Source organism: Pseudomonas sp. S04 (assembly GCF_009834545.1).
In the GTDB taxonomy this organism is placed as follows: Bacteria; Pseudomonadota; Gammaproteobacteria; order Pseudomonadales; family Pseudomonadaceae; genus Aquipseudomonas.
On the sequence record NZ_CP019427.1, the window covers coordinates 127559 to 152939 of the forward strand.

A 25381-nucleotide genomic window follows, 5' to 3' on the forward strand; every position below is an offset into this window, starting at 1 on the left:
TCAACTGTTGTTGTGGTCGATCTTGATGGTTGGGTCGAGGCCGACCACCAGCGAGTTGACGCTCTGACCGGACCAGTTGTTGCCTTCCAGTTTGATCGTCACGTCGGCGTTGGCGATGCCACCTGCGGTATTGAGCTTGCCTTCGGAACTGACCTGCAACGTCGATACCCCTTCCACCGTGGTGATTTTCAGGAAGTTGTCGATGGTGCTGGCGCTCTCGCCCTGCAACAGGTCACGCAGATCGATGCGGTCACCTTCGCTGGCCTTGAAGTCCTTGATCACGTCATTGCCGGTATCACCTGACTTCCAGACGAAGGTGTCGGCACCAGAGCCGCCGGTCAGGATGTCATTGCCCGAACCGCCCAACAGGATGTCGTTGCCTTCACCGCCCAGCAGCGTGTCCTTGCCGGTACCACCCAGCAGGATGTCATTGCCCTTGCCGCCGTCGAGCACATCGTCGCCACCCTGGCCGAAGATGATGTCGTTACCGGCACCGCCCAGCAGGTTGTCGATACCGTCACGCGCCCCGGACACATCGAACGCGTTGTAGTGCTCGGTGACGTACTGGTGCACATTGCTGGCAGTGACCTTGCTGGCGTCCACCCCAGTTTGCTGGCCAACGAAGGCCTGCATGGCCTGGTAACCCTCGCCGGCAATGCCATTGAAGCTCACCAGGTCGCCGAAGATGATGTCGTTGCCATCACCGCCATCGACCTTGTCGGCACCCGGCAGGGTCGCCTCGGAGTGGCCGAGGATGGCATTGGCCAGGTCCTTCGGATCGATGTTGGTTTGCGGCTTGTCATCGGTGTCGTACGGAATCAGGTCGGCCGGCTTGATGGTCTTGTTCAGGCCGATCGCCTCGACCTGCGACAGGCCACTGAGCAACAGGAAGCTGCTGTTGGAGTTACTGGTCGTGCCATTCCTGTCATCGGTGTAGGAGATCTCATACGTACCGTCACCCTGCGCACGGATCGTGCCGAGGGTATTGGAGTTGTACCACTTGCCCGGCTCGTATTCCGTCCATTTGAGGACCTGGCCGTTACTGTTGATCAACTGGCGGCTCACACCGCCCAGGGTGATATACGCGGTATCGCCCAGTTTGTAGTTGTTGACGTTCAAGTAGTCGTCCAGCTTGCCGTCGTTTTTGGTGGTGCTGTAGTAGAAGTCCGCTACCACCGGGTTGGTCTGCTCGCCACTCTGGTAGTAGTTGGGCTGACCGTCGGTGATGAAGTACGTCAGGTTGGTGGCGCCTTTGTTACCCGTAGCCTGATCGCTCTGGAACCAGTTGGCCGTGGTCTTGAAGACGTCCTCGTAGTTGGTGCCGCCGCCCGACTGCATCGACCTGACCATGCCCTGCAGTTGCTCCAGCGCGCCCTGGTCATTGAGATTGACCGACAGCGTCTTGCTCACGGTGCTGTCGAAGGTTGTCAGGAAGATGTTCACCGTCCCCGAGGAGTCCGCACCCAGGCTCTGCTTGAGGGTGTTGAACATCAGGGCCAGCGACTCCTTCGCCGCCTTGATCGAGGTGTCCATACTGCCGGAGGTGTCGACCATGAACGCGATGTTGTAGTTCTTGCCCTGGACCACGTTCAGGCCACCGATGTCGGCAATGACGATGTCATTGCTGTCGGTCCCCAGGATGTTGTCATCCTTGGTCGTGCCCATGATCGGGTTGTACGTCGCCGGGTACAGGGTCACCGGGATCTGCGCAGTACTTGGCGCGGAACCACCCAACTGCTCGGTGGACGTCGACGTCACCGTCAAGTTGAACGAGGTGCTGTGGTACGGCGGCGGGGTGATGGTCAGCGTGCCGAGGTTCCAGCCGGTGACAATCGCCTCGCCATTGGTCGCGGTGGCCGTGAAGGTATGACCGGCGCCATCGCTGAGCACGGAGCCCGCCGGAATCCCGCCGATCTTCACGCTCAGGCTTTCGGAACCGTCCCTGTCGGTCAGTTCGGTGGTGATGGCCGACAGCTTGATGGTGCCGCCTTCTGGACCGGTGTTGAGTTTGTAACCGTCGTAGTAACCCTCACCGTTGCTGCCGTGCAGGTCGGAAACCGTCACGCCGGCATTGATCAGGTCGTTGACGCCGGTGTAGATCGGCACGCCGGCATTATTCAGGTTGAGCACCGGACCGTTGTCCACCTTGATGTTGACGTCGTAGCTGCCCGCGCCGCTCTGGTTGTGGTGGTAGATGTCCAGGGTGTAGTAACCGCTGGTGGTCGGCGTGAAGCTACCGTTGAGCGTGCCGCCATTGCCCCACAGGGCGCTGGCCACGTTCTGGCCGCCAATGGTCACCAGCAGGCTGTCGTCGCCGGTACCGCTGAAGGAGTAGACCTTGCCGGCTTCGAGGTAAATCAGGCCGGAGGTTTTCGAGGCAACCCCAGCCGTCACACTGCCTTCCTGCACGTCGCTGACGGTGGTGCTGGTGTTTGGCTTGCCGGCCGCGTCGATCACCGATTTCAGGGTGTTGGTTGGTGCACCGCTGCCTGCACCATTGAAGCCGGTGTTCAGCGCAGTCAGGCCGGTCCAGGTTTCCTTGATCAAGCCGGTCGAGTTCACGTTGGTGCCGGCGATGCTCAGTGTTGGCGCATCGGCCTGCGGAGTGATATCGACCTTCAAGGTCGCTTCATTGCCCAGGTTGAAGCCATCGGTAGGCTTGAACTTGATCTGCGCGTAATCCGCGGCTTTGTTGCCCACTCCGGTGCCGCCATAACCGTCGGCACCCGACTCGTTGCGTGCGGGCACAAACGTCAGTTTGCCGAGGGCGATATCCGCCTGGCTGATGGTTTGGCCAACCGTGACCTTGACGCCGTTGAACAGTAACTCGCCAGCGCCCGATACCTGGGTGATGGTGATGCTCAACGGGCTGTCGTTATCGACGTCGGTGACCTTGAAGTTGTCCCAGGTCAGGGTCATGGTCGTGTCTTCGAGACCGGTAACGGCCCCGCCGACAGTCACAGGTGCATGGTCGTTGTCGACGATGGTGGTGATCACGCTGGACTTGTCCGGATCGATCCCCAGGCTTTCGAAGGAACCACCGGTAGCCTTGTCGATAGTGATCACGAAGTTCTCGGCACCTTCGACCAGCTTGTCATCGCGGGTGCTGATATCGAACCCGACATTGTTGCTGTTGGCCGGAATCGTGACCGTCACTACACCGCTGAAATCCACACCATCGATCGCGGTGCCAGTGTACTTCAAGGTCACCGTCACATCGGTCTTGGCGGTGTTGCTCAGGTTCAGCGTGTAATGCGCCGATTGGCCTTCGATCACCGAAGTCACACCACTGATACCCACGGTGGTCAGGTCGCCCTGGCCACTTGGTTCATCTGTCACGGTGGTGGTCAACGTGGTGTCTTTGAGCGTCAGCTTCTCGAAGTTCTCGTTACCGGTGACCGAAACCAGCTTGTTGACGATCGGAGCCTGGCCGCCAGTGAAGATGTCGTCCTTGGCAAAGACCACTGCAGTGCCCGTGGTGCCATTGGCCGGGATCTTGACCGTGGTGCCGTCGCTGAGTTTGAAGGTCAGCTCACCGTGGCTGGCCATTGGCAGGCCAGCGGTGTTGGTCAGGGTCACGGTGTAGGTGATCTGGCCGCCTTCGGCGACAGTGGTTTTATCCACACTCAGGGTGGCCGTCACTTCGGTGAGGGTGTCGCTGACTTTCACCACGGCTTCGCCGCCGAGCACCAGGTTCTCGAACGACTTGCCCGGAACCGTTGCGTCAGTGACGCTCAGCTTGATGGTTTCGCCGTCTTTGTAGACGTCATCGCCCTGGGCTTTCAGCTCGTATGGAACGCTGGTGGTGCCGGCTTTGATCACCACGGTTGCACCGTTGCTCAAGGTGACGGTCAGGTCTTGTTTCAGTTCCTGATCGACTTTCACCGTGAACTTAGGCGCAGCGTTTTCCAGTACATCGCCATTGCTTTCGATGGTGACGGTGATCTTGTCGCCTTGGCCCGCTGGCTCGTCGGTGACGGTAGTGGTGTATTGGTCTTTGCCGAGGGTCAGCTTCTCGAAGTTGTTGGCCGAAACCGACTCGAGTTTGTTGACGATCGCATCCTGACCACCGGTGAAGATGTTGTCTTTGGCGGTGACCACGGCAGTGCCGGTGGTGCTGTTGGCCGGGATCTTGATCTCGGTGCCGTCGGTGAGTTTGAAGGTCAACTCGCCGTGGCTGGCCATCGGCATGCCGGCAGCGTTGGTCAGCGTCACGGTGTAAGTGACTTCACCGCCTTCGGCGACGGTGGTTTTATCCACAGTCAGGGTGGCTTTCACCTCGGTGAGGGTGTCGCCAACCTTGACCACAGCCTCGTCGCCGAGCACCAGATTCTCGAACGATTTACCTGGAACCGTTGCGTCAGTGACGCTCAGCTTGATGGTTTCGCCGTCTTTGTAGACGTCGTCGCCTTGGGCTTTCAGTTCGTATGGCACGCTGGTAGTGCCGGCTTTGATCACCACGGTCGCGCCGTTGCTCAGGGTGACGGTCAGGTCCTGTTTCAGCTCCTGATCGACTTTGACGGTGAACTTAGGCGCAGCGTTTTCCAGCACGTCGCCGTTGCTTTCGATGGTGACGGTGATTTTGTCGCCTTGGCCCGATGGCTCGTCGGTGACGGTAGTGGTGTATTGGTCTTTGCCGAGGGTCAGCTTCTCGAAGTTGTTCGAGGAGACGGTCTCGAGTTTATTGACGATCGCGTCCTGACCGCCGGTGAAGATGTTGTCTTTGGCGGTGACCACGGCAGTGCCACTGGTGCCGTTAGCCGGGATCTTGATCTCGGTGCCGTCGGTGAGTTTGAAGGTCAACTCGCCGTGGCTGGCCATCGGCATGCCGGCGGCGTTGGTCAGGGTCACGGTGTAAGTGACTTCACCACCTTCGGCGACGGTGGTTTTATCCACAGTCAGGGTGGCCTTCACCTCAGTGAGGGTGTCGCCAACCTTGACCACAGCCTCGTCGCCGAGCACCAGGTTCTCGAAGGACTTGCCTGGAACTGTTGCGTCAGTGACGCTCAGTTTGATGGTTTCGCCATCTTTGTAGACATCGTCGCCTTGCGCTTTCAGCTCGTACGGCACGCTGGTGGTGCCAGCCTTGATCACCACGGTCGCGCCGTTGCTCAAGGTCACGGTCAGGTCTTGTTTCAGTTCCTGATCGACTTTCACCGTGAACTTCGGTGCAGCGTTTTCCAGCACGTCGCCGTTGCTTTCGATGGTGACGGTGATTTTGTCGCCTTGGCCCGATGGCTCGTCGGTGACGGTGGTGGTGTATTGGTCTTCGCCGAGGGTCAACTTCTCGAAGTTGTTGGCCGAGACGGATTCCAGCTTGTTGACGATCGCGTCCTGGCCGCCGGTGAAGATGTTGTCTTTGGCGGTGACCACAGCCGTACCACTGGTGCTATTGGCCGGAATCTTGATCTCGGTGCCGTCGGTGAGCTTGAAGGTCAACTCGCCGTGGCTCGCCATCGGCATGCCAGCAGCATTGGTCAGGGTCACGGTGTAAGTAACTTCACCGCCTTCGGCGACAGTGGTTTTATCCACAGTCAGTGTGGCTTTCACCTCGGTGAGAGTGTCACCCACCTTGACCACAGCCTCGTCGCCGAGCACCAGGTTTTCGAACGACTTACCTGGAACCGTTGCGTCAGTGACGCTCAGTTTGATGGTTTCGCCGTCTTTGTAGACGTCGTCACCCTGGGCTTTCAGTTCGTACGGCACGCTGGTGGTGCCGGCCTTGATCACCACGGTTGCACCGTTGCTCAGGGTGACGCTCAGGTCTTGTTTCAGTTCCTGATCGACTTTGACGGTGAACTTCGGTGCCGCGTTTTCCAGCACATCACCGTTGCTTTCGATGGTGACAGTGATCTTGTCGCCGTCAGTACCTGGCTCGTCAGTGACCGAAGTGGTCAGCGTGGTATCACCCAGGGTCAGTTTCTCGAAGTTGTTCGAGGAGACCGACTCGAGTTTATTGACGATTGCGTCCTGGCCACCGATGAAGATGTTGTCTTTGGCGGTGACCACTGCAGTGCCGGTGGTACCGTTAGCCGGGATTTTCACCACGGTGCCATCGGTCAGCGTGAACTCCAGAGGACCATGGCTCGCCATTGGCATGCCAGCAGCGTTGGTCAGCGTCACGGTGTAAGTGACTTCACCACCTTCGGCGACAGTGGATTTATCCACAGTCAGGGTGGCTTTCACCTCAGTGAGGGTGTCGCCAACCTTGACCACAGCCTCGTCGCCAAGCACCAGGTTCTCGAACGACTTGCCCGGAACCGTTGCGTCAGTGACGCTCAGTTTGATGGTTTCGCCGTCTTTGTAGACGTCATCGCCCTGGGCTTTCAGCTCGTACGGCACGCTGGTGGTGCCAGCTTTGATCACCACGGTCGCGCCGTTGCTCAAGGTCACGGTCAGGTCTTGTTTCAGTTCCTGATCGACTTTCACCGTGAATTTAGGCGCAGCGTTTTCCAGTACATCGCCATTGCTTTCGATGGTGACGGTGATTTTGTCGCCTTCGTTAGCTGGGTCTTTTGGATCGCCCGAGCCTGGCTCGTCGGTGACCGAAGTGGTCAACGTCGTGTCGCCGAGGGTCAGCTTCTCGAAGTTGTTAGCCGAGACGGATTCCAGCTTGTTGACGATCGCATCCTGACCACCGGTGAAGATGTTGTCTTTGGCGGTGACCACTGCAGTACCGCTGGTGCCGTTAGCCGGGATTTTCACCACGGTGCCATCGGTCAGCGTGAACTCCAGAGGACCATGGCTGGCCATTGGCATGCCAGCAGCGTTGGTCAGCGTCACGGTGTAAGTGACTTCACCGCCTTCGGCGACGGTGGTTTTATCCACAGTCAGGGTGGCTTTCACCTCGGTGAGGGTGTCGCCAACCTTGACCACAGCCTCGTCGCCGAGCACCAGATTCTCGAACGATTTACCTGGAACCGTTGCGTCAGTGACGCTCAGCTTGATGGTTTCGCCGTCTTTGTAGACGTCGTCGCCTTGGGCTTTCAGTTCGTATGGCACGCTGGTAGTGCCGGCTTTGATCACCACGGTCGCGCCGTTGCTCAGGGTGACGGTCAGGTCTTGTTTTAGCTCCTGATCGACTTTCACCGTGAACTTCGGTGCAGCGTTTTCCAGCACGTCGCCGTTGCTTTCGATGGTGACGGTGATTTTGTCGCCTTGGCCCGATGGCTCGTCGGTGACGGTAGTGGTGTATTGGTCTTTGCCGAGGGTCAGCTTCTCGAAGTTGTTCGAGGAGACGGTCTCGAGTTTATTGACGATCGCGTCCTGACCGCCGGTGAAGATGTTGTCTTTGGCGGTGACCACGGCAGTGCCACTGGTGCCGTTAGCCGGGATCTTGATCTCGGTGCCGTCGGTGAGTTTGAAGGTCAACTCGCCGTGGCTGGCCATCGGCATGCCGGCGGCGTTGGTCAGGGTCACGGTGTAAGTGACTTCACCACCTTCGGCGACGGTGGTTTTATCCACAGTCAGGGTGGCCTTCACCTCAGTGAGGGTGTCGCCAACCTTGACCACAGCCTCGTCGCCGAGCACCAGGTTCTCGAACGACTTGCCCGGAACCGTTGCGTCAGTGACGCTCAGTTTGATGGTTTCGCCGTCTTTGTAGACGTCATCGCCCTGGGCTTTCAGCTCGTACGGCACGCTGGTGGTGCCAGCTTTGATCACCACGGTCGCGCCGTTGCTCAAGGTCACGGTCAGGTCTTGTTTCAGTTCCTGATCGACTTTCACCGTGAATTTAGGCGCAGCGTTTTCCAGTACATCGCCATTGCTTTCGATGGTGACGGTGATTTTGTCGCCTTCGTTAGCTGGGTCTTTTGGATCGCCCGAGCCTGGCTCGTCGGTGACCGAAGTGGTCAACGTCGTGTCGCCGAGGGTCAGCTTCTCGAAGTTGTTAGCCGAGACGGATTCCAGCTTGTTGACGATCGCATCCTGACCACCGGTGAAGATGTTGTCTTTGGCGGTGACCACTGCAGTACCGCTGGTGCCGTTAGCCGGGATTTTCACCACGGTGCCATCGGTCAGCGTGAACTCCAGAGGACCATGGCTGGCCATTGGCATGCCAGCAGCGTTGGTCAGCGTCACGGTGTAAGTGACTTCACCGCCTTCGGCGACGGTGGTTTTATCCACAGTCAGGGTGGCTTTCACCTCGGTGAGGGTGTCGCCAACCTTGACCACAGCCTCGTCGCCGAGCACCAGATTCTCGAACGATTTACCTGGAACCGTTGCGTCAGTGACGCTCAGCTTGATGGTTTCGCCGTCTTTGTAGACGTCGTCGCCTTGGGCTTTCAGTTCGTATGGCACGCTGGTAGTGCCGGCTTTGATCACCACGGTCGCGCCGTTGCTCAGGGTGACGGTCAGGTCTTGTTTTAGCTCCTGATCGACTTTCACCGTGAACTTCGGTGCAGCGTTTTCCAGCACGTCGCCGTTGCTTTCGATGGTGACGGTGATTTTGTCGCCTTGGCCCGATGGCTCGTCGGTGACGGTAGTGGTGTATTGGTCTTTGCCGAGGGTCAGCTTCTCGAAGTTGTTCGAGGAGACGGTCTCGAGTTTATTGACGATCGCGTCCTGACCGCCGGTGAAGATGTTGTCTTTGGCGGTGACCACGGCAGTGCCACTGGTGCCGTTAGCCGGGATCTTGATCTCGGTGCCGTCGGTGAGTTTGAAGGTCAACTCGCCGTGGCTGGCCATCGGCATGCCGGCGGCGTTGGTCAGGGTCACGGTGTAAGTGACTTCACCACCTTCGGCGACGGTGGTTTTATCCACAGTCAGGGTGGCCTTCACCTCAGTGAGGGTGTCGCCAACCTTGACCACAGCCTCGTCGCCGAGCACCAGGTTCTCGAAGGACTTGCCTGGAACTGTTGCGTCAGTGACGCTCAGTTTGATGGTTTCGCCATCTTTGTAGACATCGTCGCCTTGCGCTTTCAGCTCGTACGGCACGCTGGTGGTGCCAGCCTTGATCACCACGGTCGCGCCGTTGCTCAAGGTCACGGTCAGGTCTTGTTTCAGTTCCTGATCGACTTTCACCGTGAACTTCGGTGCAGCGTTTTCCAGCACGTCGCCGTTGCTTTCGATGGTGACGGTGATTTTGTCGCCTTGGCCCGATGGCTCGTCGGTGACGGTGGTGGTGTATTGGTCTTCGCCGAGGGTCAACTTCTCGAAGTTGTTGGCCGAGACGGATTCCAGCTTGTTGACGATCGCGTCCTGGCCGCCGGTGAAGATGTTGTCTTTGGCGGTGACCACAGCCGTACCACTGGTGCTATTGGCCGGAATCTTGATCTCGGTGCCGTCGGTGAGCTTGAAGGTCAACTCGCCGTGGCTCGCCATCGGCATGCCAGCAGCATTGGTCAGGGTCACGGTGTAAGTAACTTCACCGCCTTCGGCGACAGTGGTTTTATCCACAGTCAGTGTGGCTTTCACCTCGGTGAGAGTGTCACCCACCTTGACCACAGCCTCGTCGCCGAGCACCAGGTTTTCGAACGACTTACCTGGAACCGTTGCGTCAGTGACGCTCAGTTTGATGGTTTCGCCGTCTTTGTAGACGTCGTCGCCCTGGGCTTTCAGCTCGTACGGCACGCTGGTGGTGCCAGCTTTGATCACCACGGTCGCGCCGTTGCTCAGGGTCACGGTCAGGTCTTGCTTGAGTTCCTGATCGACTTTGACGGTGAACTTCGGAGCAGCGTTTTCCAGCACATCGCCGTTGCTTTCGATGGTGACGGTGATCTTGTCGCCTTCGTTGGCCGGATCTTTTGGATCGCCCGAACCTGGCTCGTCGGTAACGGTGGTGGTGTATTGGTCTTCGCCCAGTGTCAACTTCTCGAAGTTGTTGGCCGAGACGGTCTCAAGTTTATTGACGATCGCGTCCTGACCGCCGGTGAAGATGTTGTCTTTGGCGGTGACCACGGCAGTGCCGGTGGTGCTGTTGGCCGGGATCTTGATCTCGGTGCCGTCGGTGAGTTTGAAGGTCAACTCGCCGTGGCTCGCCATCGGCATGCCGGCAGCGTTGGTCAGGGTCACGGTGTAGGTAACTTCACCGCCTTCGGCGACAGTGGATTTATCCACAGTCAGGGTGGCTTTCACCTCAGTGAGGGTGTCGCCAACTTTGACCACAGCTTCGTCGCCGAGCACCAGGTTTTCGAATGACTTACCTGGAACCGTTGCGTCAGTGACGCTCAGCTTGATGGTTTCGCCGTCTTTATAGACGTCATCGCCTTGCGCTTTCAGCTCGTACGGCACGCTGGTGGTGCCGGCTTTGATCACCACGGTCGCGCCGTTGCTCAGGGTGACAGTCAGGTCTTGCTTCAGCTCCTGATCGACTTTGACGGTGAACTTCGGTGCAGCGTTTTCCAGCACGTCGCCGTTGCTTTCGATGGTGACGGTGATCTTGTCGCCTTGGCCCGCTGGCTCGTCGGTGACGGTAGTGGTGTATTGGTCTTTGCCGAGGGTCAGCTTCTCGAAGTTGTTAGCCGAAACCGACTCGAGTTTGTTGACGATCGCATCCTGGCCGCCGGTGAAGATGTTGTCTTTGGCGGTGACCACAGCAGTGCCGGTGGTGCCGTTAGCCGGGATCTTGATCTCGGTGCCGTCGGTGAGTTTGAAGGTCAACTCGCCATGGTTCGCCATCGGCATGCCGGCGGCGTTGGTCAGGGTCACGGTGTAGGTGACTTCACCACCTTCGGCGACAGTGGATTTATCCACAGTCAGGGTGGCTTTCACCTCAGTGAGGGTGTCGCCAACCTTGACCACAGCCTCGTCGCCGAGCACCAGGTTCTCGAAGGACTTACCCGGAACCGTTGCGTCAGTGACGCTCAGTTTGATGGTTTCGCCGTCTTTGTAGACGTCATCGCCCTGGGCTTTCAGCTCGTATGGCACGCTGGTGGTGCCGGCCTTGATCACGACGGTTGCACCGTTGCTCAAGGTGACGGTCAAGTCTTGTTTCAGCTCCTGATCGACCTTGACGGTGAACTTCGGTGCAGCGTTTTCCAGTACATCACCGTTGCTTTCGATGGTGACGGTGATCTTGTCGCCGTCAGTATCTGGCTCGTCGGTGACCGAAGTGGTCAACGTCGTGTCGCCCAGTGTCAGCTTCTCGAAGTTGTTAGCCGAGACGGTCTCGAGTTTATTGACGATCGCATCTTGGCCACCGGTGAAGATGTTGTCTTTGGCGGTGACCACTGCAGTGCCGCTGGTGCTGTTTGCCGGGATCTTGATCTCGGTGCCGTCGGTGAGTTTGAAGGTCAACTCGCCGTGGCTCGCCATCGGCATGCCGGCAGCGTTGGTCAGGGTCACGGTGTAGGTGACTTCACCACCTTCGGCGACAGTGGATTTATCCACAGTCAGGGTGGCTTTCACCTCAGTGAGGGTGTCGCCAACCTTGACCACAGCCTCGTCGCCGAGCACCAGGTTCTCGAAGGACTTACCCGGAACCGTTGCGTCAGTGACGCTCAGTTTGATGGTTTCGCCGTCTTTGTAGACGTCGTCGCCTTGGGCTTTCAGCTCGTATGGCACGCTGGTGGTGCCGGCTTTGATCACCACGGTTGCACCGTTGCTCAAGGTTACGGTCAGGTCTTGTTTCAGTTCCTGATCAACCTTGACGGTGAACTTAGGTGCAGCGTTTTCCAGCACGTCGCCGTTGCTTTCGATGGTGACGGTGATCTTGTCGCCGTCAGTATCTGGCTCGTCGGTGACCGAAGTGGTCAACGTCGTGTCGCCCAGTGTCAGCTTCTCGAAGTTGTTAGCCGAGACGGTCTCGAGTTTATTGACGATCGCATCTTGGCCACCGGTGAAGATGTTGTCTTTGGCGGTGACCACTGCAGTGCCGCTGGTGCTGTTTGCCGGGATCTTGATCTCGGTGCCGTCGGTGAGTTTGAAGGTCAACTCGCCGTGGCTCGCCATCGGCATGCCGGCAGCGTTGGTCAGGGTCACGGTGTAAGTAACTTCACCGCCTTCAGCGACAGTGGATTTATCCACAGTCAGGGTGGCTTTCACCTCAGTGAGGGTGTCGCCAACGTTGACCACAGCTTCGTCGCCCAGCACCAGGTTCTCGAACGACTGACCTGGAACCGTTGCGTCAGTGACGCTCAGTTTGATGGTTTCGCCGTCTTTGTAGACGTCGTCGCCTTGGGCTTTCAGCTCGTATGGCACGCTGGTGGTGCCGGCTTTGATCACCACGGTTGCACCGTTGCTCAAGGTTACGGTCAGGTCTTGTTTCAGTTCCTGATCAACCTTGACGGTGAACTTAGGTGCAGCGTTTTCCAGCACGTCGCCGTTGCTTTCGATGGTGACGGTGATCTTGTCGCCTTGGCCTGCTGGCTCGTCGGTGACCGAAGTGGTCAACGTCGTGTCACCCAGTGTTAGCTTCTCGAAGTTGTTAGCCGAGACGGATTCCAGCTTGTTGACGATCGCATCCTGGCCGCCGGTGAAGATGTTGTCTTTGGCGGTGACCACGGCAGTACCGGTGGTGCCGTTTGCCGGGATCTTGATCTCGGTGCCGTCGGTGAGTTTGAAGGTCAACTCGCCGTGGCTCGCCATCGGCATGCCGGCGGCGTTGGTCAGGGTCACGGTGTAGGTGACTTCACCACCTTCGGCGACAGTGGATTTATCCACAGTCAGGGTGGCTTTCACCTCAGTGAGGGTGTCGCCAACCTTGACCACAGCCTCGTCGCCGAGCACCAGGTTCTCGAAGGACTTACCCGGAACCGTTGCGTCAGTGACGCTCAGTTTGATGGTTTCGCCGTCTTTGTAGACGTCATCGCCCTGGGCTTTCAGCTCGTATGGCACGCTGGTGGTGCCGGCCTTGATCACGACGGTTGCACCGTTGCTCAAGGTGACGGTCAAGTCTTGTTTCAGCTCCTGATCGACCTTGACGGTGAACTTCGGTGCAGCGTTTTCCAGTACATCACCGTTGCTTTCGATGGTGACGGTGATCTTGTCGCCGTCAGTATCTGGCTCGTCGGTGACCGAAGTGGTCAACGTCGTGTCGCCCAGTGTCAGCTTCTCGAAGTTGTTAGCCGAGACGGTCTCGAGTTTATTGACGATCGCATCTTGGCCACCGGTGAAGATGTTGTCTTTGGCGGTGACCACTGCAGTGCCGCTGGTGCTGTTTGCCGGGATCTTGATCTCGGTGCCGTCGGTGAGTTTGAAGGTCAACTCGCCGTGGCTCGCCATCGGCATGCCGGCAGCGTTGGTCAGGGTCACGGTGTAAGTAACTTCACCGCCTTCAGCGACAGTGGATTTATCCACAGTCAGGGTGGCTTTCACCTCAGTGAGGGTGTCGCCAACGTTGACCACAGCTTCGTCGCCCAGCACCAGGTTCTCGAACGACTGACCTGGAACCGTTGCGTCAGTGACGCTCAGTTTGATGGTTTCGCCGTCTTTGTAGACGTCGTCGCCTTGGGCTTTCAGCTCGTATGGCACGCTGGTGGTGCCGGCTTTGATCACCACGGTTGCACCGTTGCTCAAGGTTACGGTCAGGTCTTGTTTCAGTTCCTGATCAACCTTGACGGTGAACTTAGGTGCAGCGTTTTCCAGCACGTCGCCGTTGCTTTCGATGGTGACGGTGATCTTGTCGCCTTGGCCTGCTGGCTCGTCGGTGACCGAAGTGGTCAACGTCGTGTCACCCAGTGTTAGCTTCTCGAAGTTGTTAGCCGAGACGGATTCCAGCTTGTTGACGATCGCATCCTGGCCGCCGGTGAAGATGTTGTCTTTGGCGGTGACCACGGCAGTACCGGTGGTGCCGTTTGCCGGGATCTTGATCTCGGTGCCGTCGGTGAGTTTGAAGGTCAACTCGCCGTGGCTCGCCATCGGCATGCCGGCGGCGTTGGTCAGGGTCACGGTGTAGGTGACTTCACCACCTTCGGCGACAGTGGATTTATCCACAGTCAGGGTGGCTTTCACCTCAGTGAGGGTGTCGCCAACCTTGACCACAGCCTCGTCGCCGAGCACCAGGTTCTCGAAGGACTTACCCGGAACCGTTGCGTCAGTGACGCTCAGTTTGATGGTTTCGCCGTCTTTGTAGACGTCATCGCCCTGGGCTTTCAGCTCGTATGGCACGCTGGTGGTGCCGGCCTTGATCACGACGGTTGCACCGTTGCTCAAGGTGACGGTCAAGTCTTGTTTCAGCTCCTGATCGACCTTGACGGTGAACTTCGGTGCAGCGTTTTCCAGTACATCACCGTTGCTTTCGATGGTGACGGTGATCTTGTCGCCGTCAGTATCTGGCTCGTCGGTGACCGAAGTGGTCAACGTCGTGTCGCCCAGTGTCAGCTTCTCGAAGTTGTTAGCCGAGACGGTCTCGAGTTTATTGACGATCGCATCTTGGCCACCGGTGAAGATGTTGTCTTTGGCGGTGACCACTGCAGTGCCGCTGGTGCTGTTTGCCGGGATCTTGATCTCGGTGCCGTCGGTGAGTTTGAAGGTCAACTCGCCGTGGCTCGCCATCGGCATGCCGGCAGCGTTGGTCAGGGTCACGGTGTAAGTAACTTCACCGCCTTCAGCGACAGTGGATTTATCCACAGTCAGGGTGGCTTTCACCTCAGTGAGGGTGTCGCCAACGTTGACCACAGCTTCGTCGCCCAGCACCAGGTTCTCGAACGACTGACCTGGAACCGTTGCGTCAGTGACGCTCAGTTTGATGGTTTCGCCGTCTTTGTAGACGTCGTCGCCTTGGGCTTTCAGCTCGTATGGCACGCTGGTGGTGCCGGCCTTGATCACGACGGTTGCACCGTTGCTCAAGGTGACGGTCAAGTCTTGTTTCAGCTCCTGATCGACCTTGACGGTGAACTTCGGTGCAGCGTTTTCCAGTACATCACCGTTGCTTTCGATGGTGACGGTGATCTTGTCGCCGTCAGTATCTGGCTCGTCGGTGACCGAAGTGGTCAACGTCGTGTCGCCCAGTGTCAGCTTCTCGAAGTTGTTAGCCGAGACGGTCTCGAGTTTATTGACGATCGCATCTTGGCCACCGGTGAAGATGTTGTCTTTGGCGGTGACCACTGCAGTGCCGCTGGTGCTGTTTGCCGGGATCTTGATCTCGGTGCCGTCGGTGAGTTTGAAGGTCAACTCGCCGTGGCTCGCCATCGGCATGCCGGCAGCGTTGGTCAGGGTCACGGTGTAGGTGACTTCACCACCTTCGGCGACAGTGGATTTATCCACAGTCAGGGTGGCTTTCACCTCAGTGAGGGTGTCGCCAACCTTGACCACAGCCTCGTCGCCGAGCACCAGGTTCTCGAAGGACTTACCCGGAACCGTTGCGTCAGTGACGCTCAGTTTGATGGTTTCGCCGTCTTTGTAGACGTCGTCGCCTTGGGCTTTCAGCTCGTATGGCACGCTGGTGGTGCCGGCTTTGATCACCACGGTTGCACCGTTGCTCAAGGTTACGGTCAGGTCTTGTTTCAGTTCCTGATCAACCTTGACGGTGAACTTAGGTGCAGCGTTTTCCAGCACGTCGCCGTTGCTTTCGATGGTGACGGTGATCTTGTCGCCGTCAGTATCTGGCTCGTCGGTGACCGAAGTGGTCAACGTCGTGTCGCCCAGTGTCAGCTTCTCGAAGTTGTTAGCCGAGACGGTCTCGAGTTTATTGACGATCGCATCTTGGCCACCGGTGAAGATGTTGTCTTTGGCGGTGACCACTGCAGTGCCGCTGGTGCTGTTTGCCGGGATCTTGATCTCGGTGCCGTCGGTGAGTTTGAAGGTCAACTCGCCGTGGCTCGCCATCGGCATGCCGGCAGCGTTGGTCAGGGTCACGGTGTAAGTAACTTCACCGCCTTCAGCGACAGTGGATTTATCCACAGTCAGGGTGGCTTTCACCTCAGTGAGGGTGTCGCCAACGTTGACCACAGCTTCGTCGCCCAGCACCAGGTTCTCGAACGACTGACCTGGAACCGTTGCGTCAGTGACGCTCAGTTTGATGGTTTCGCCGTCTTTGTAGACGTCGTCGCCTTGGGCTTTCAGCTCGTATGGCACGCTGGTGGTGCCGGCTTTGATCACCACGGTTGCACCGTTGCTCAAGGTTACGGTCAGGTCTTGTTTCAGTTCCTGATCAACCTTGACGGTGAACTTAGGTGCAGCGTTTTCCAGCACGTCGCCGTTGCTTTCGATGGTGACGGTGATCTTGTCGCCTTGGCCTGCTGGCTCGTCGGTGACCGAAGTGGTCAACGTCGTGTCACCCAGTGTTAGCTTCTCGAAGTTGTTAGCCGAGACGGATTCCAGCTTGTTGACGATCGCATCCTGGCCGCCGGTGAAGATGTTGTCTTTGGCGGTGACCACGGCAGTACCGGTGGTGCCGTTTGCCGGGATCTTGATCTCGGTGCCGTCGGTGAGTTTGAAGGTCAACTCGCCGTGGCTCGCCATCGGCATGCCGGCGGCGTTGGTCAGGGTCACGGTGTAGGTGACTTCACCACCTTCGGCGACAGTGGATTTATCCACAGTCAGGGTGGCTTTCACCTCAGTGAGGGTGTCGCCAACCTTGACCACAGCCTCGTCGCCGAGCACCAGGTTCTCGAAGGACTTACCCGGAACCGTTGCGTCAGTGACGCTCAGTTTGATGGTTTCGCCGTCTTTGTAGACGTCATCGCCCTGGGCTTTCAGCTCGTATGGCACGCTGGTGGTGCCGGCCTTGATCACGACGGTTGCACCGTTGCTCAAGGTGACGGTCAAGTCTTGTTTCAGCTCCTGATCGACCTTGACGGTGAACTTCGGTGCAGCGTTTTCCAGTACATCACCGTTGCTTTCGATGGTGACGGTGATCTTGTCGCCGTCAGTATCTGGCTCGTCGGTGACCGAAGTGGTCAACGTCGTGTCGCCCAGTGTCAGCTTCTCGAAGTTGTTAGCCGAGACGGTCTCGAGTTTATTGACGATCGCATCTTGGCCACCGGTGAAGATGTTGTCTTTGGCGGTGACCACTGCAGTGCCGCTGGTGCTGTTTGCCGGGATCTTGATCTCGGTGCCGTCGGTGAGTTTGAAGGTCAACTCGCCGTGGCTCGCCATCGGCATGCCGGCAGCGTTGGTCAGGGTCACGGTGTAAGTAACTTCACCGCCTTCAGCGACAGTGGATTTATCCACAGTCAGGGTGGCTTTCACCTCAGTGAGGGTGTCGCCAACGTTGACCACAGCTTCGTCGCCCAGCACCAGGTTCTCGAACGACTGACCTGGAACCGTTGCGTCAGTGACGCTCAGTTTGATGGTTTCGCCGTCTTTGTAGACGTCGTCGCCTTGGGCTTTCAGCTCGTATGGCACGCTGGTGGTGCCGGCTTTGATCACCACGGTTGCACCGTTGCTCAAGGTTACGGTCAGGTCTTGTTTCAGTTCCTGATCAACCTTGACGGTGAACTTAGGTGCAGCGTTTTCCAGCACGTCGCCGTTGCTTTCGATGGTGACGGTGATCTTGTCGCCTTGGCCTGCTGGCTCGTCGGTGACCGAAGTGGTCAACGTCGTGTCACCCAGTGTTAGCTTCTCGAAGTTGTTAGCCGAGACGGATTCCAGCTTGTTGACGATCGCATCCTGGCCGCCGGTGAAGATGTTGTCTTTGGCGGTGACCACGGCAGTACCGGTGGTGCCGTTTGCCGGGATCTTGATCTCGGTGCCGTCGGTGAGTTTGAAGGTCAACTCGCCGTGGCTCGCCATCGGCATGCCGGCGGCGTTGGTCAGGGTCACGGTGTAGGTGACTTCACCACCTTCGGCGACAGTGGATTTATCCACAGTCAGGGTGGCTTTCACCTCAGTGAGGGTGTCGCCAACCTTGACCACAGCCTCGTCGCCGAGCACCAGGTTTTCGAACGACTTGCCCGGAACCGTTGCGTCAGTGACGCTGAGCTTGATGGTTTCGCCGTCTTTGTAGACGTCATCGCCTTGCGCTTTCAGTTCGTATGGAACGCTGGTGGTGCCGGCTTTGATCACCACGGTTGCACCGTTGCTCAGGGTCACGGTCAGGTCTTGTTTCAGTTCCTGATCGACTTTGACGGTGAACTTCGGCGCAGCGTTTTCCAGCACGTCGCCGTTGCTTTCGATGGTGACGGTGATTTTGTCGCCGTCAGTACCTGGCTCGTCGGTAACGGTGGTGGTGTATTGGTCTTCGCCGAGGGTCAACTTCTCGAAGTTGTTAGTCGAAACCGACTCGAGCTTGTTGACGATCGCGTCCTGACCGCCGGTGAAGATGTTGTCTTTGGCGGTGACAGTTGCGCTGGCCGAAGTCCCGTTCGCAGGAACGGTGATTTTGGTGCCGTCGGACAGAGTGAAGACCAGCGGACCATGGCTCGCCATCGGCATGCCAGCGGCGTTGGTCAGGGTTACGGTGTAAGTGACTTCACCGCCCTCGGCGACAGTGGTTTTATCCACAGTCAGGGTGGCTTTCACCTCAGTGAGGGTGTCGCCAACCTTGACCACAGCCTCGTCGCCGAGCACCAGGTTCTCGAACGATTTACCTGGAACCGTTGCGTCAGTGACGCTCAGTTTGATGGTTTCGCCGTCTTTGTAGACGTCATCGCCTTGGGCTTTCAGCTCGTATGGAACGCTGGTGGTGCCGGCTTTGATCACCACGGTTGCACCGTTGCTCAGGGTCACGGTCAGGTCTTGTTTCAGTTCCTGATCAACCTTGACGGTGAACTTAGGCGCAGCATTTTCCAGTACATCACCGTTGCTTTCGATGGTGACGGTGATCTTGTCGCCTTGGCCCGATGGCTCGTCGGTGACCGAAGTGGTCAATGTCGTGTCGCCCAGTGTCAGCTTCTCGAAGTTGTTAGCCGAAACCGACTCGAGCTTGTTGACGATCGCGTCCTGGCCACCGGTGAAGATGTTGTCTTTGGCGGTGACCACGGCAGTGCCGCTGGTGCCGTTAGCCGGAATCTTGATCTCGGTGCCGTCGGTGAGTTTGAAGGTCAACTCGCCGTGGCTCGCCATCGGCATGCCGGCAGCGTTGGTCAGGGTCACGGTGTAGGTGACTTCACCACCTTCGGCGACAGTGGATTTATCCACAGTCAGGGTGGCTTTCACCTCAGTGAGGGTGTCGCCAACCTTGACCACAGCCTCGTCGCCGAGCACCAGGTTCTCGAAGGACTTACCCGGAACCGTTGCGTCAGTGACGCTCAGTTTGATGGTTTCGCCGTCTTTGTAGACGTCGTCGCCTTGGGCTTTCAGCTCGTATGGCACGCTGGTGGTGCCGGCTTTGATCACCACGGTTGCACCGTTGCTCAAGGTTACGGTCAGGTCTTGTTTCAGTTCCTGATCAACCTTGACGGTGAACTTAGGTGCAGCGTTTTCCAGCACGTCGCCGTTGCTTTCGATGGTGACGGTGATCTTGTCGCCGTCAGTATCTGGCTCGTCGGTGACCGAAGTGGTCAACGTCGTGTCGCCCAGTGTCAGCTTCTCGAAGTTGTTAGCCGAGACGGTCTCGAGTTTATTGACGATCGCATCTTGGCCACCGGTGAAGATGTTGTCTTTGGCGGTGACCACTGCAGTGCCGCTGGTGCTGTTTGCCGGGATCTTGATCTCGGTGCCGTCGGTGAGTTTGAAGGTCAACTCGCCGTGGCTCGCCATCGGCATGCCGGCAGCGTTGGTCAGGGTCACGGTGTAAGTAACTTCACCGCCTTCAGCGACAGTGGATTTATCCACAGTCAGGGTGGCTTTCACCTCAGTGAGGGTGTCGCCAACGTTGACCACAGCTTCGTCGCCCAGCACCAGGTTCTCGAACGACTGACCTGGAACCGTTGCGTCAGTGACGCTCAGTTTGATGGTTTCGCCGTCTTTGTAGACGTCGTCGCCTTGGGCTTTCAGCTCGTATGGCACGCTGGTGGTGCCGGCTTTGATCACCACGGTTGCACCGTTGCTCAAGGTTACGGTCAGGTCTTGTTTCAGTTCCTGATCAACCTTGACGGTGAACTTAGGTGCAGCGTTTTCCAGCACGTCGCCGTTGCTTTCGATGGTGACGGTGATCTTGTCGCCTTGGCCTGCTGGCTCGTCGGTGACCGAAGTGGTCAACGTCGTGTCACCCAGTGTTAGCTTCTCGAAGTTGTTAGCCGAGACGGATTCCAGCTTGTTGACGATCGCATCCTGGCCGCCGGTGAAGATGTTGTCTTTGGCGGTGACCACGGCAGTACCGGTGGTGCCGTTTGCCGGGATCTTGATCTCGGTGCCGTCGGTGAGTTTGAAGGTCAACTCGCCGTGGCTCGCCATCGGCATGCCGGCGGCGTTGGTCAGGGTCACGGTGTAGGTGACTTCACCACCTTCGGCGACAGTGGATTTATCCACAGTCAGGGTGGCTTTCACCTCAGTGAGGGTGTCGCCAACCTTGACCACAGCCTCGTCGCCGAGCACCAGGTTTTCGAACGACTTGCCCGGAACCGTTGCGTCAGTGACGCTGAGCTTGATGGTTTCGCCGTCTTTGTAGACGTCGTCGCCCTGGGCTTTCAGCTCGTATGGAACGCTGGTGGTGCCGGCTTTGATCACCACGGTTGCACCGTTGCTCAGGGTTACGGTCAGGTCTTGCTTGAGTTCCTGATCGACTTTGATGGTGAACTTCGGCGCAGCGTTTTCCAGCACGTCGCCGTTGCTTTCGATGGTGACGGTGATCTTGTCGCCGTCAGCACCTGGCTCGTCAGTGACGGTGGTGGTGTATTGGTCTTCGCCGAGGGTCAGCTTCTCGAAGTTGTTGGCCGAGACGGATTCCAGCTTGTTGACGATCGCGTCCTGGCCGCCGGTGAAGATGTTGTCTTTGGCGGTGACTACGGCAGTGCCGCTGGTGCCGTTAGCCGGGATTTTCACCACGGTGCCATCGGTCAGCGTGAACTCCAGAGGACCATGGCTGGCCATTGGCATGCCGGCAGCGTTGGTCAGGGTCACGGTGTAAGTAACTTCACCGCCTTCAGCGACAGTGGATTTATCCACAGTCAGGGTGGCTTTCACCTCGGTGAGGGTGTCGCCAACTTTGACCACAGCCTCGTCGCCCAGCACCAGGTTTTCGAACGACTTGCCCGGAACTGTTGCGTCAGTGACGCTGAGCTTGATGGTTTCGCCGTCTTTGTAGACGTCGTCGCCCTGGGCTTTCAGCTCGTATGGAACGCTGGTGGTGCCGGCTTTGATCACCACGGTCGCGCCGTTGCTCAGGGTGACGGTCAGGTCCTGTTTCAGCTCCTGATCGACTTTGACGGTGAACTTAGGCGCAGCGTTTTCCAGCACATCGCCATTGCTTTCGATGGTGACGGTGATTTTGTCGCCTTCGTTAGCCGGATCTTTTGGATCGCCCGAACCTGGCTCGTCAGTGACCGAAGTGGTCAACGTCGTGTCGCCCAGTGTCAGCTTCTCGAAGTTGTTAGTCGAGACCGACTCGAGTTTGTTGACGATCGCATCCTGGCCGCCGGTGAAGATGTTGTCTTTGGCGGTGACCACAGCAGTGCCGCTGGTGCCGTTAGCCGGGATTTTCACCACGGTGCCATCGGTCAGCGTGAACTCCAGAGGACCATGGCTGGCCATTGGCATGCCGGCAGCGTTGGTCAGGGTCACGGTGTAAGTAACTTCACCGCCTTCAGCGACAGTGGATTTATCCACAGTCAGGGTGGCCTTCACCTCGGTGAGGGTGTCGCCAACCTTGACCACAGCCTCGTCGCCGAGCACCAGGTTTTCGAACGACTTGCCCGGAACTGTTGCGTCAGTGACGCTGAGCTTGATGGTTTCACCGTCTTTGTAGACGTCATCGCCCTGGGCTTTCAGCTCGTATGGCACGCTGGTGGTGCCGGCTTTGATCACCACGGTCGCGCCGTTGCTCAGGGTCACGGTCAGGTCTTGTTTCAGCTCCTGATCGACTTTCACCGTGAACTTCGGTGCAGCGTTTTCCAGCACGTCGCCGTTGCTTTCGATGGTGACGGTGATTTTGTCGCCTTCGTTAGCCGGATCTTTTGGATCGCCCGAACCTGGCTCGTCAGTGACCGAAGTGGTCAACGTCGTGTCGCCCAGTGTCAGCTTCTCGAAGTTGTTAGCCGAGACCGACTCGAGTTTATTGACGATCGCGTCCTGGCCACCGGTGAAGATGTTGTCTTTGGCGGTGACCACGGCAGTGCCGCTGGTGCCGTTAGCCGGGATTTTCACCACGGTGCCATCGGTCAGCGTGAACTCCAGAGGACCATGGCTGGCCATTGGCATGCCGGCAGCGTTGGTCAGGGTCACGGTGTAAGTGACTTCGCCGCCTTCGGCGACAGTGGTTTTATCCACAGTCAGGGTGGCTTTCACCTCAGTGAGTGTGTCGCCAACTTTGACCACAGCCTCGTCGCCAAGCACCAGGTTTTCGAACGACTTGCCCGGAACTGTTGCGTCAGTGACGCTGAGCTTGATGGTTTCGCCGTCTTTGTAGACGTCGTCGCCTTGGGCTTTCAGCTCGTATGGAACGCTGGTGGTGCCGGCTTTGATCACCACGGTCGCGCCGTTGCTCAGGGTGACGGTCAGGTCTTGCTTGAGTTCCTGATCGACTTTCACCGTGAACTTCGGAGCGGCGTTTTCCAGGACGTCGCCATTGCTTTCGATGGTGACGGTGATCTTGTCGCCTTCGTTAGCCGGATCTTTTGGATCGCCCGAACCTGGCTCGTCAGTGACCGAAGTGGTCAACGTCGTGTCGCCCAGTGTCAGCTTCTCGAAGTTGTTAGCCGAGACCGACTCGAGTTTGTTGACGATCGCGTCCTGGCCACCGGTGAAGATGTTGTCTTTGGCGGTGACCACGGCAGTACCGGTGGTGCCGTTTGCCGGGATCTTGATCTCGGTGCCGTCGGAGAGTTTGAAGGTCAACTCGCCGTGGTTGCTCATCGGCAGGCCAGCGGCGTTGGTCAGGGTCACGGTGTAGGTGACGGAGCCGCCTTCGGTGACGGTGGACTTATCCACAGACAGAGTGGCAACCACTTCAGAAATGGTGTCGCCGACTGTAACGATGGCTTCGTTGCCGAGGACCAGGTTTTCGAAGGATTTGCCGTCTACTGCAGCGTCGGTGACGCCGAGTTTGATGGTTTCGCCGTCTTTGTAGACGTCATCGCCCTGGGCTTTCAGTTCGTACGGCACGCTGCTGGTGCCGGCTTTGATGACGACGGTGTCGCCGTTGCTCAGGGTCACGGTCAAGTCTTGTTTGAGGACTTGATCAACCTTGACGGTGAACTTAGGCGCAGCATTTTCCAGTACGTCACCGTTGCTTTCGATGGTGACGGTGATCTTGTCGCCTTCGCCCGAGGGTTGGTCGGTGACGGTGGTGGTGAACTGGTCTTTGCCCAGGGTCAGTTTCTCGAACTGATCGGTGCCAGAAACGCTTTCCAGCTTGTTGACCAGCGCTGGCTGACCGCCGGTGAAGATGTCGTTGCTGGTGACCACGGTAGCCGTGCCAGTGGTGCTGTTGGCCGGAACGGTGAGGGTGGTGCCGTCGGAAAGCTTGAAGGTCAGCTCGCCGTGGTTGCTCATCGGCAGGCCAGCGGCGTTGGTCAGGGTCACGGTGTAGGTGACGGAACCGCCTTCGGTGACGGTGGACTTATCCACAGACAGAGTGGCAACCACTTCAGAAAGGGTATCGTCGATAGTGACTTGGGCTTTGTCGCCCAGCACCAGATTCTCGAAGGATTTGCCGTCGACGGTGGCATTGCTGACACCAACTTCCACGACTTGACCGTCTTTGTAGACGTCGTCGCCCTGGGCTTTCAGCTCGTACGGCACGCTAGTGGTGCCGGCTTTGATGACGACGGTGTCGCCGTTGCTCAGGGTCACGGTCAAGTCCTGCTTGAGAACCTGATCAACCTTGACGGTGAACTTCGATGCAGCGTTTTCCAGCACATCGCCATTGCTTTCGATGGTGACGGTGATCTTGTCGCCTTCGCCCGACGGTTGGTCGGTGACGGTGGTAGTGAACTGGTCTTTGCCCAGAGTCAGTTTCTCGAACTGATCGGCGCCAGATACGCTTTCCAGCTTGTTGACCAGCGCTGGCTGACCGCCGGTGAAGATGTCGTTGCTGGTGACCACGGTAGCCGTGCCGGTGGTGCTGTTGGCTGGAACGGTGATGGTGGTGCCGTCGGAGAGCTTGAAGGTCAACTCGCCGTGGTTGCTCATCGGCAGGCCAGCGGCGTTGGTCAGGGTCACGGTGTAGGTGACGGAGCCGCCTTCGGTGACGGTGGTTTTATCCACAGACAGAGTGGCAACCACTTCAGAAGTGGTGTCGCCGACTGTAACGATGGCTTCGTTGCCCAGTACCAGGTTTTCGAAGGATTTGCCGTCGACTGCAGCGTCGGTGACGCCGAGTTTGATGGTTTCGCCGTCTTTGTAGACATCGTCGCCTTGGGCTTTCAGCTCGTACGGCGTGCTGTTGGTGCCGGCCTTGATGACCACGGTGTCACCGTTGCTCAGGGTCACGGTCAGGTCCTGTTTGAGGACTTGATCAACCTTGACGGTGAACTTAGGTGCAGCGTTTTCCAGCACGTCGCCGTTGCTTTCGATGGTGACGGTGATCTTGTCGCCGTCAGTACCTGGCTCGTCAGTGACCGAAGTGGTCAACGTGGTATCGCCCAGTGTCAGCTTCTCGAAGTTCTCAGCGCCGGTAACCGAAACCAGCTTGTTGACGATTGGAGTCTGGCCGCCAGCGAAGATGTCGTCTTTGGCAGTGACGGTCGCGCTGGCCGAAGTCCCGTTCGCAGGAACGGTGATTTTGGTGCCGTCGGACAGAGTGAATACCAGCGGGCCGTGGTTGCTCATCGGCAAACCAGCAGCGTTAGTCAGGGTCACGGTGTAGGTGACGGAACCGCCTTCGGTGACGGTGGTTTTATCCACAGACAGAGTGGCAACCACTTCAGAAGTGGTGTCGCCGATGGTGACCTGGGCTTTGTCGCCCAGTACCAGGTTTTCGAAGGATTTACCGTCGACTGCAGCGTCGGTGACGCCGAGTTTGATGGTTTCGCCGTCTTTGTAGACGTCATCGCCTTGGGCTTTCAGTTCGTACGGCACGCTGCTGGTGCCGGCTTTGATGACGACGGTGTCGCCGTTGCTCAGGGTGACGGTCAAGTCTTGTTTGAGGACTTGATCAACCTTGACGGTGAACTTCGGTGCAGCGTTTTCCAGGACGTCACCGTTGCTTTCGATGGTGACGGTGATCTTGTCGCCTTCGCCCGACGGTTGGTCGGTGACGGTGGTGGTGAACTGGTCTTTGCCCAGAGTCAGTTTCTCGAACTGATCGGCGCCAGAAACGCTTTCCAGCTTGTTGACCAGCGCTGGCTGACCGCCGGTGAAGATGTCGTTGCTGGTGACCACGGTAGCCGTGCCGGTGGTGCTGTTGGCCGGAACGGTGATGGTGGTGCCGTCGGAGAGTTTGAAGGTCAACTCGCCGTGGTTGCTCATCGGCAGGCCAGCGGCGTTGGTCAGGGTCACGGTGTAGGTGACGGAGCCGCCT

At 58.0% G+C, this 25381-nt stretch carries 1 protein-coding gene (only partly in view); it reads right to left on the minus strand.

Going from position 1 to position 25381, the window contains the following annotated elements:
- A protein-coding gene (locus PspS04_RS00610) for a retention module-containing protein (RefSeq protein ID WP_159993036.1) crosses the window boundary here: on the minus strand, positions 1-25381 show its 3' portion. The gene runs 3005 nt beyond the window's last position; 25381 of the gene's 28386 nt are visible here — the last part of the coding sequence; its start codon lies off the right edge, out of view — the gene reads right to left on this strand; it ends in the stop codon at positions 1-3.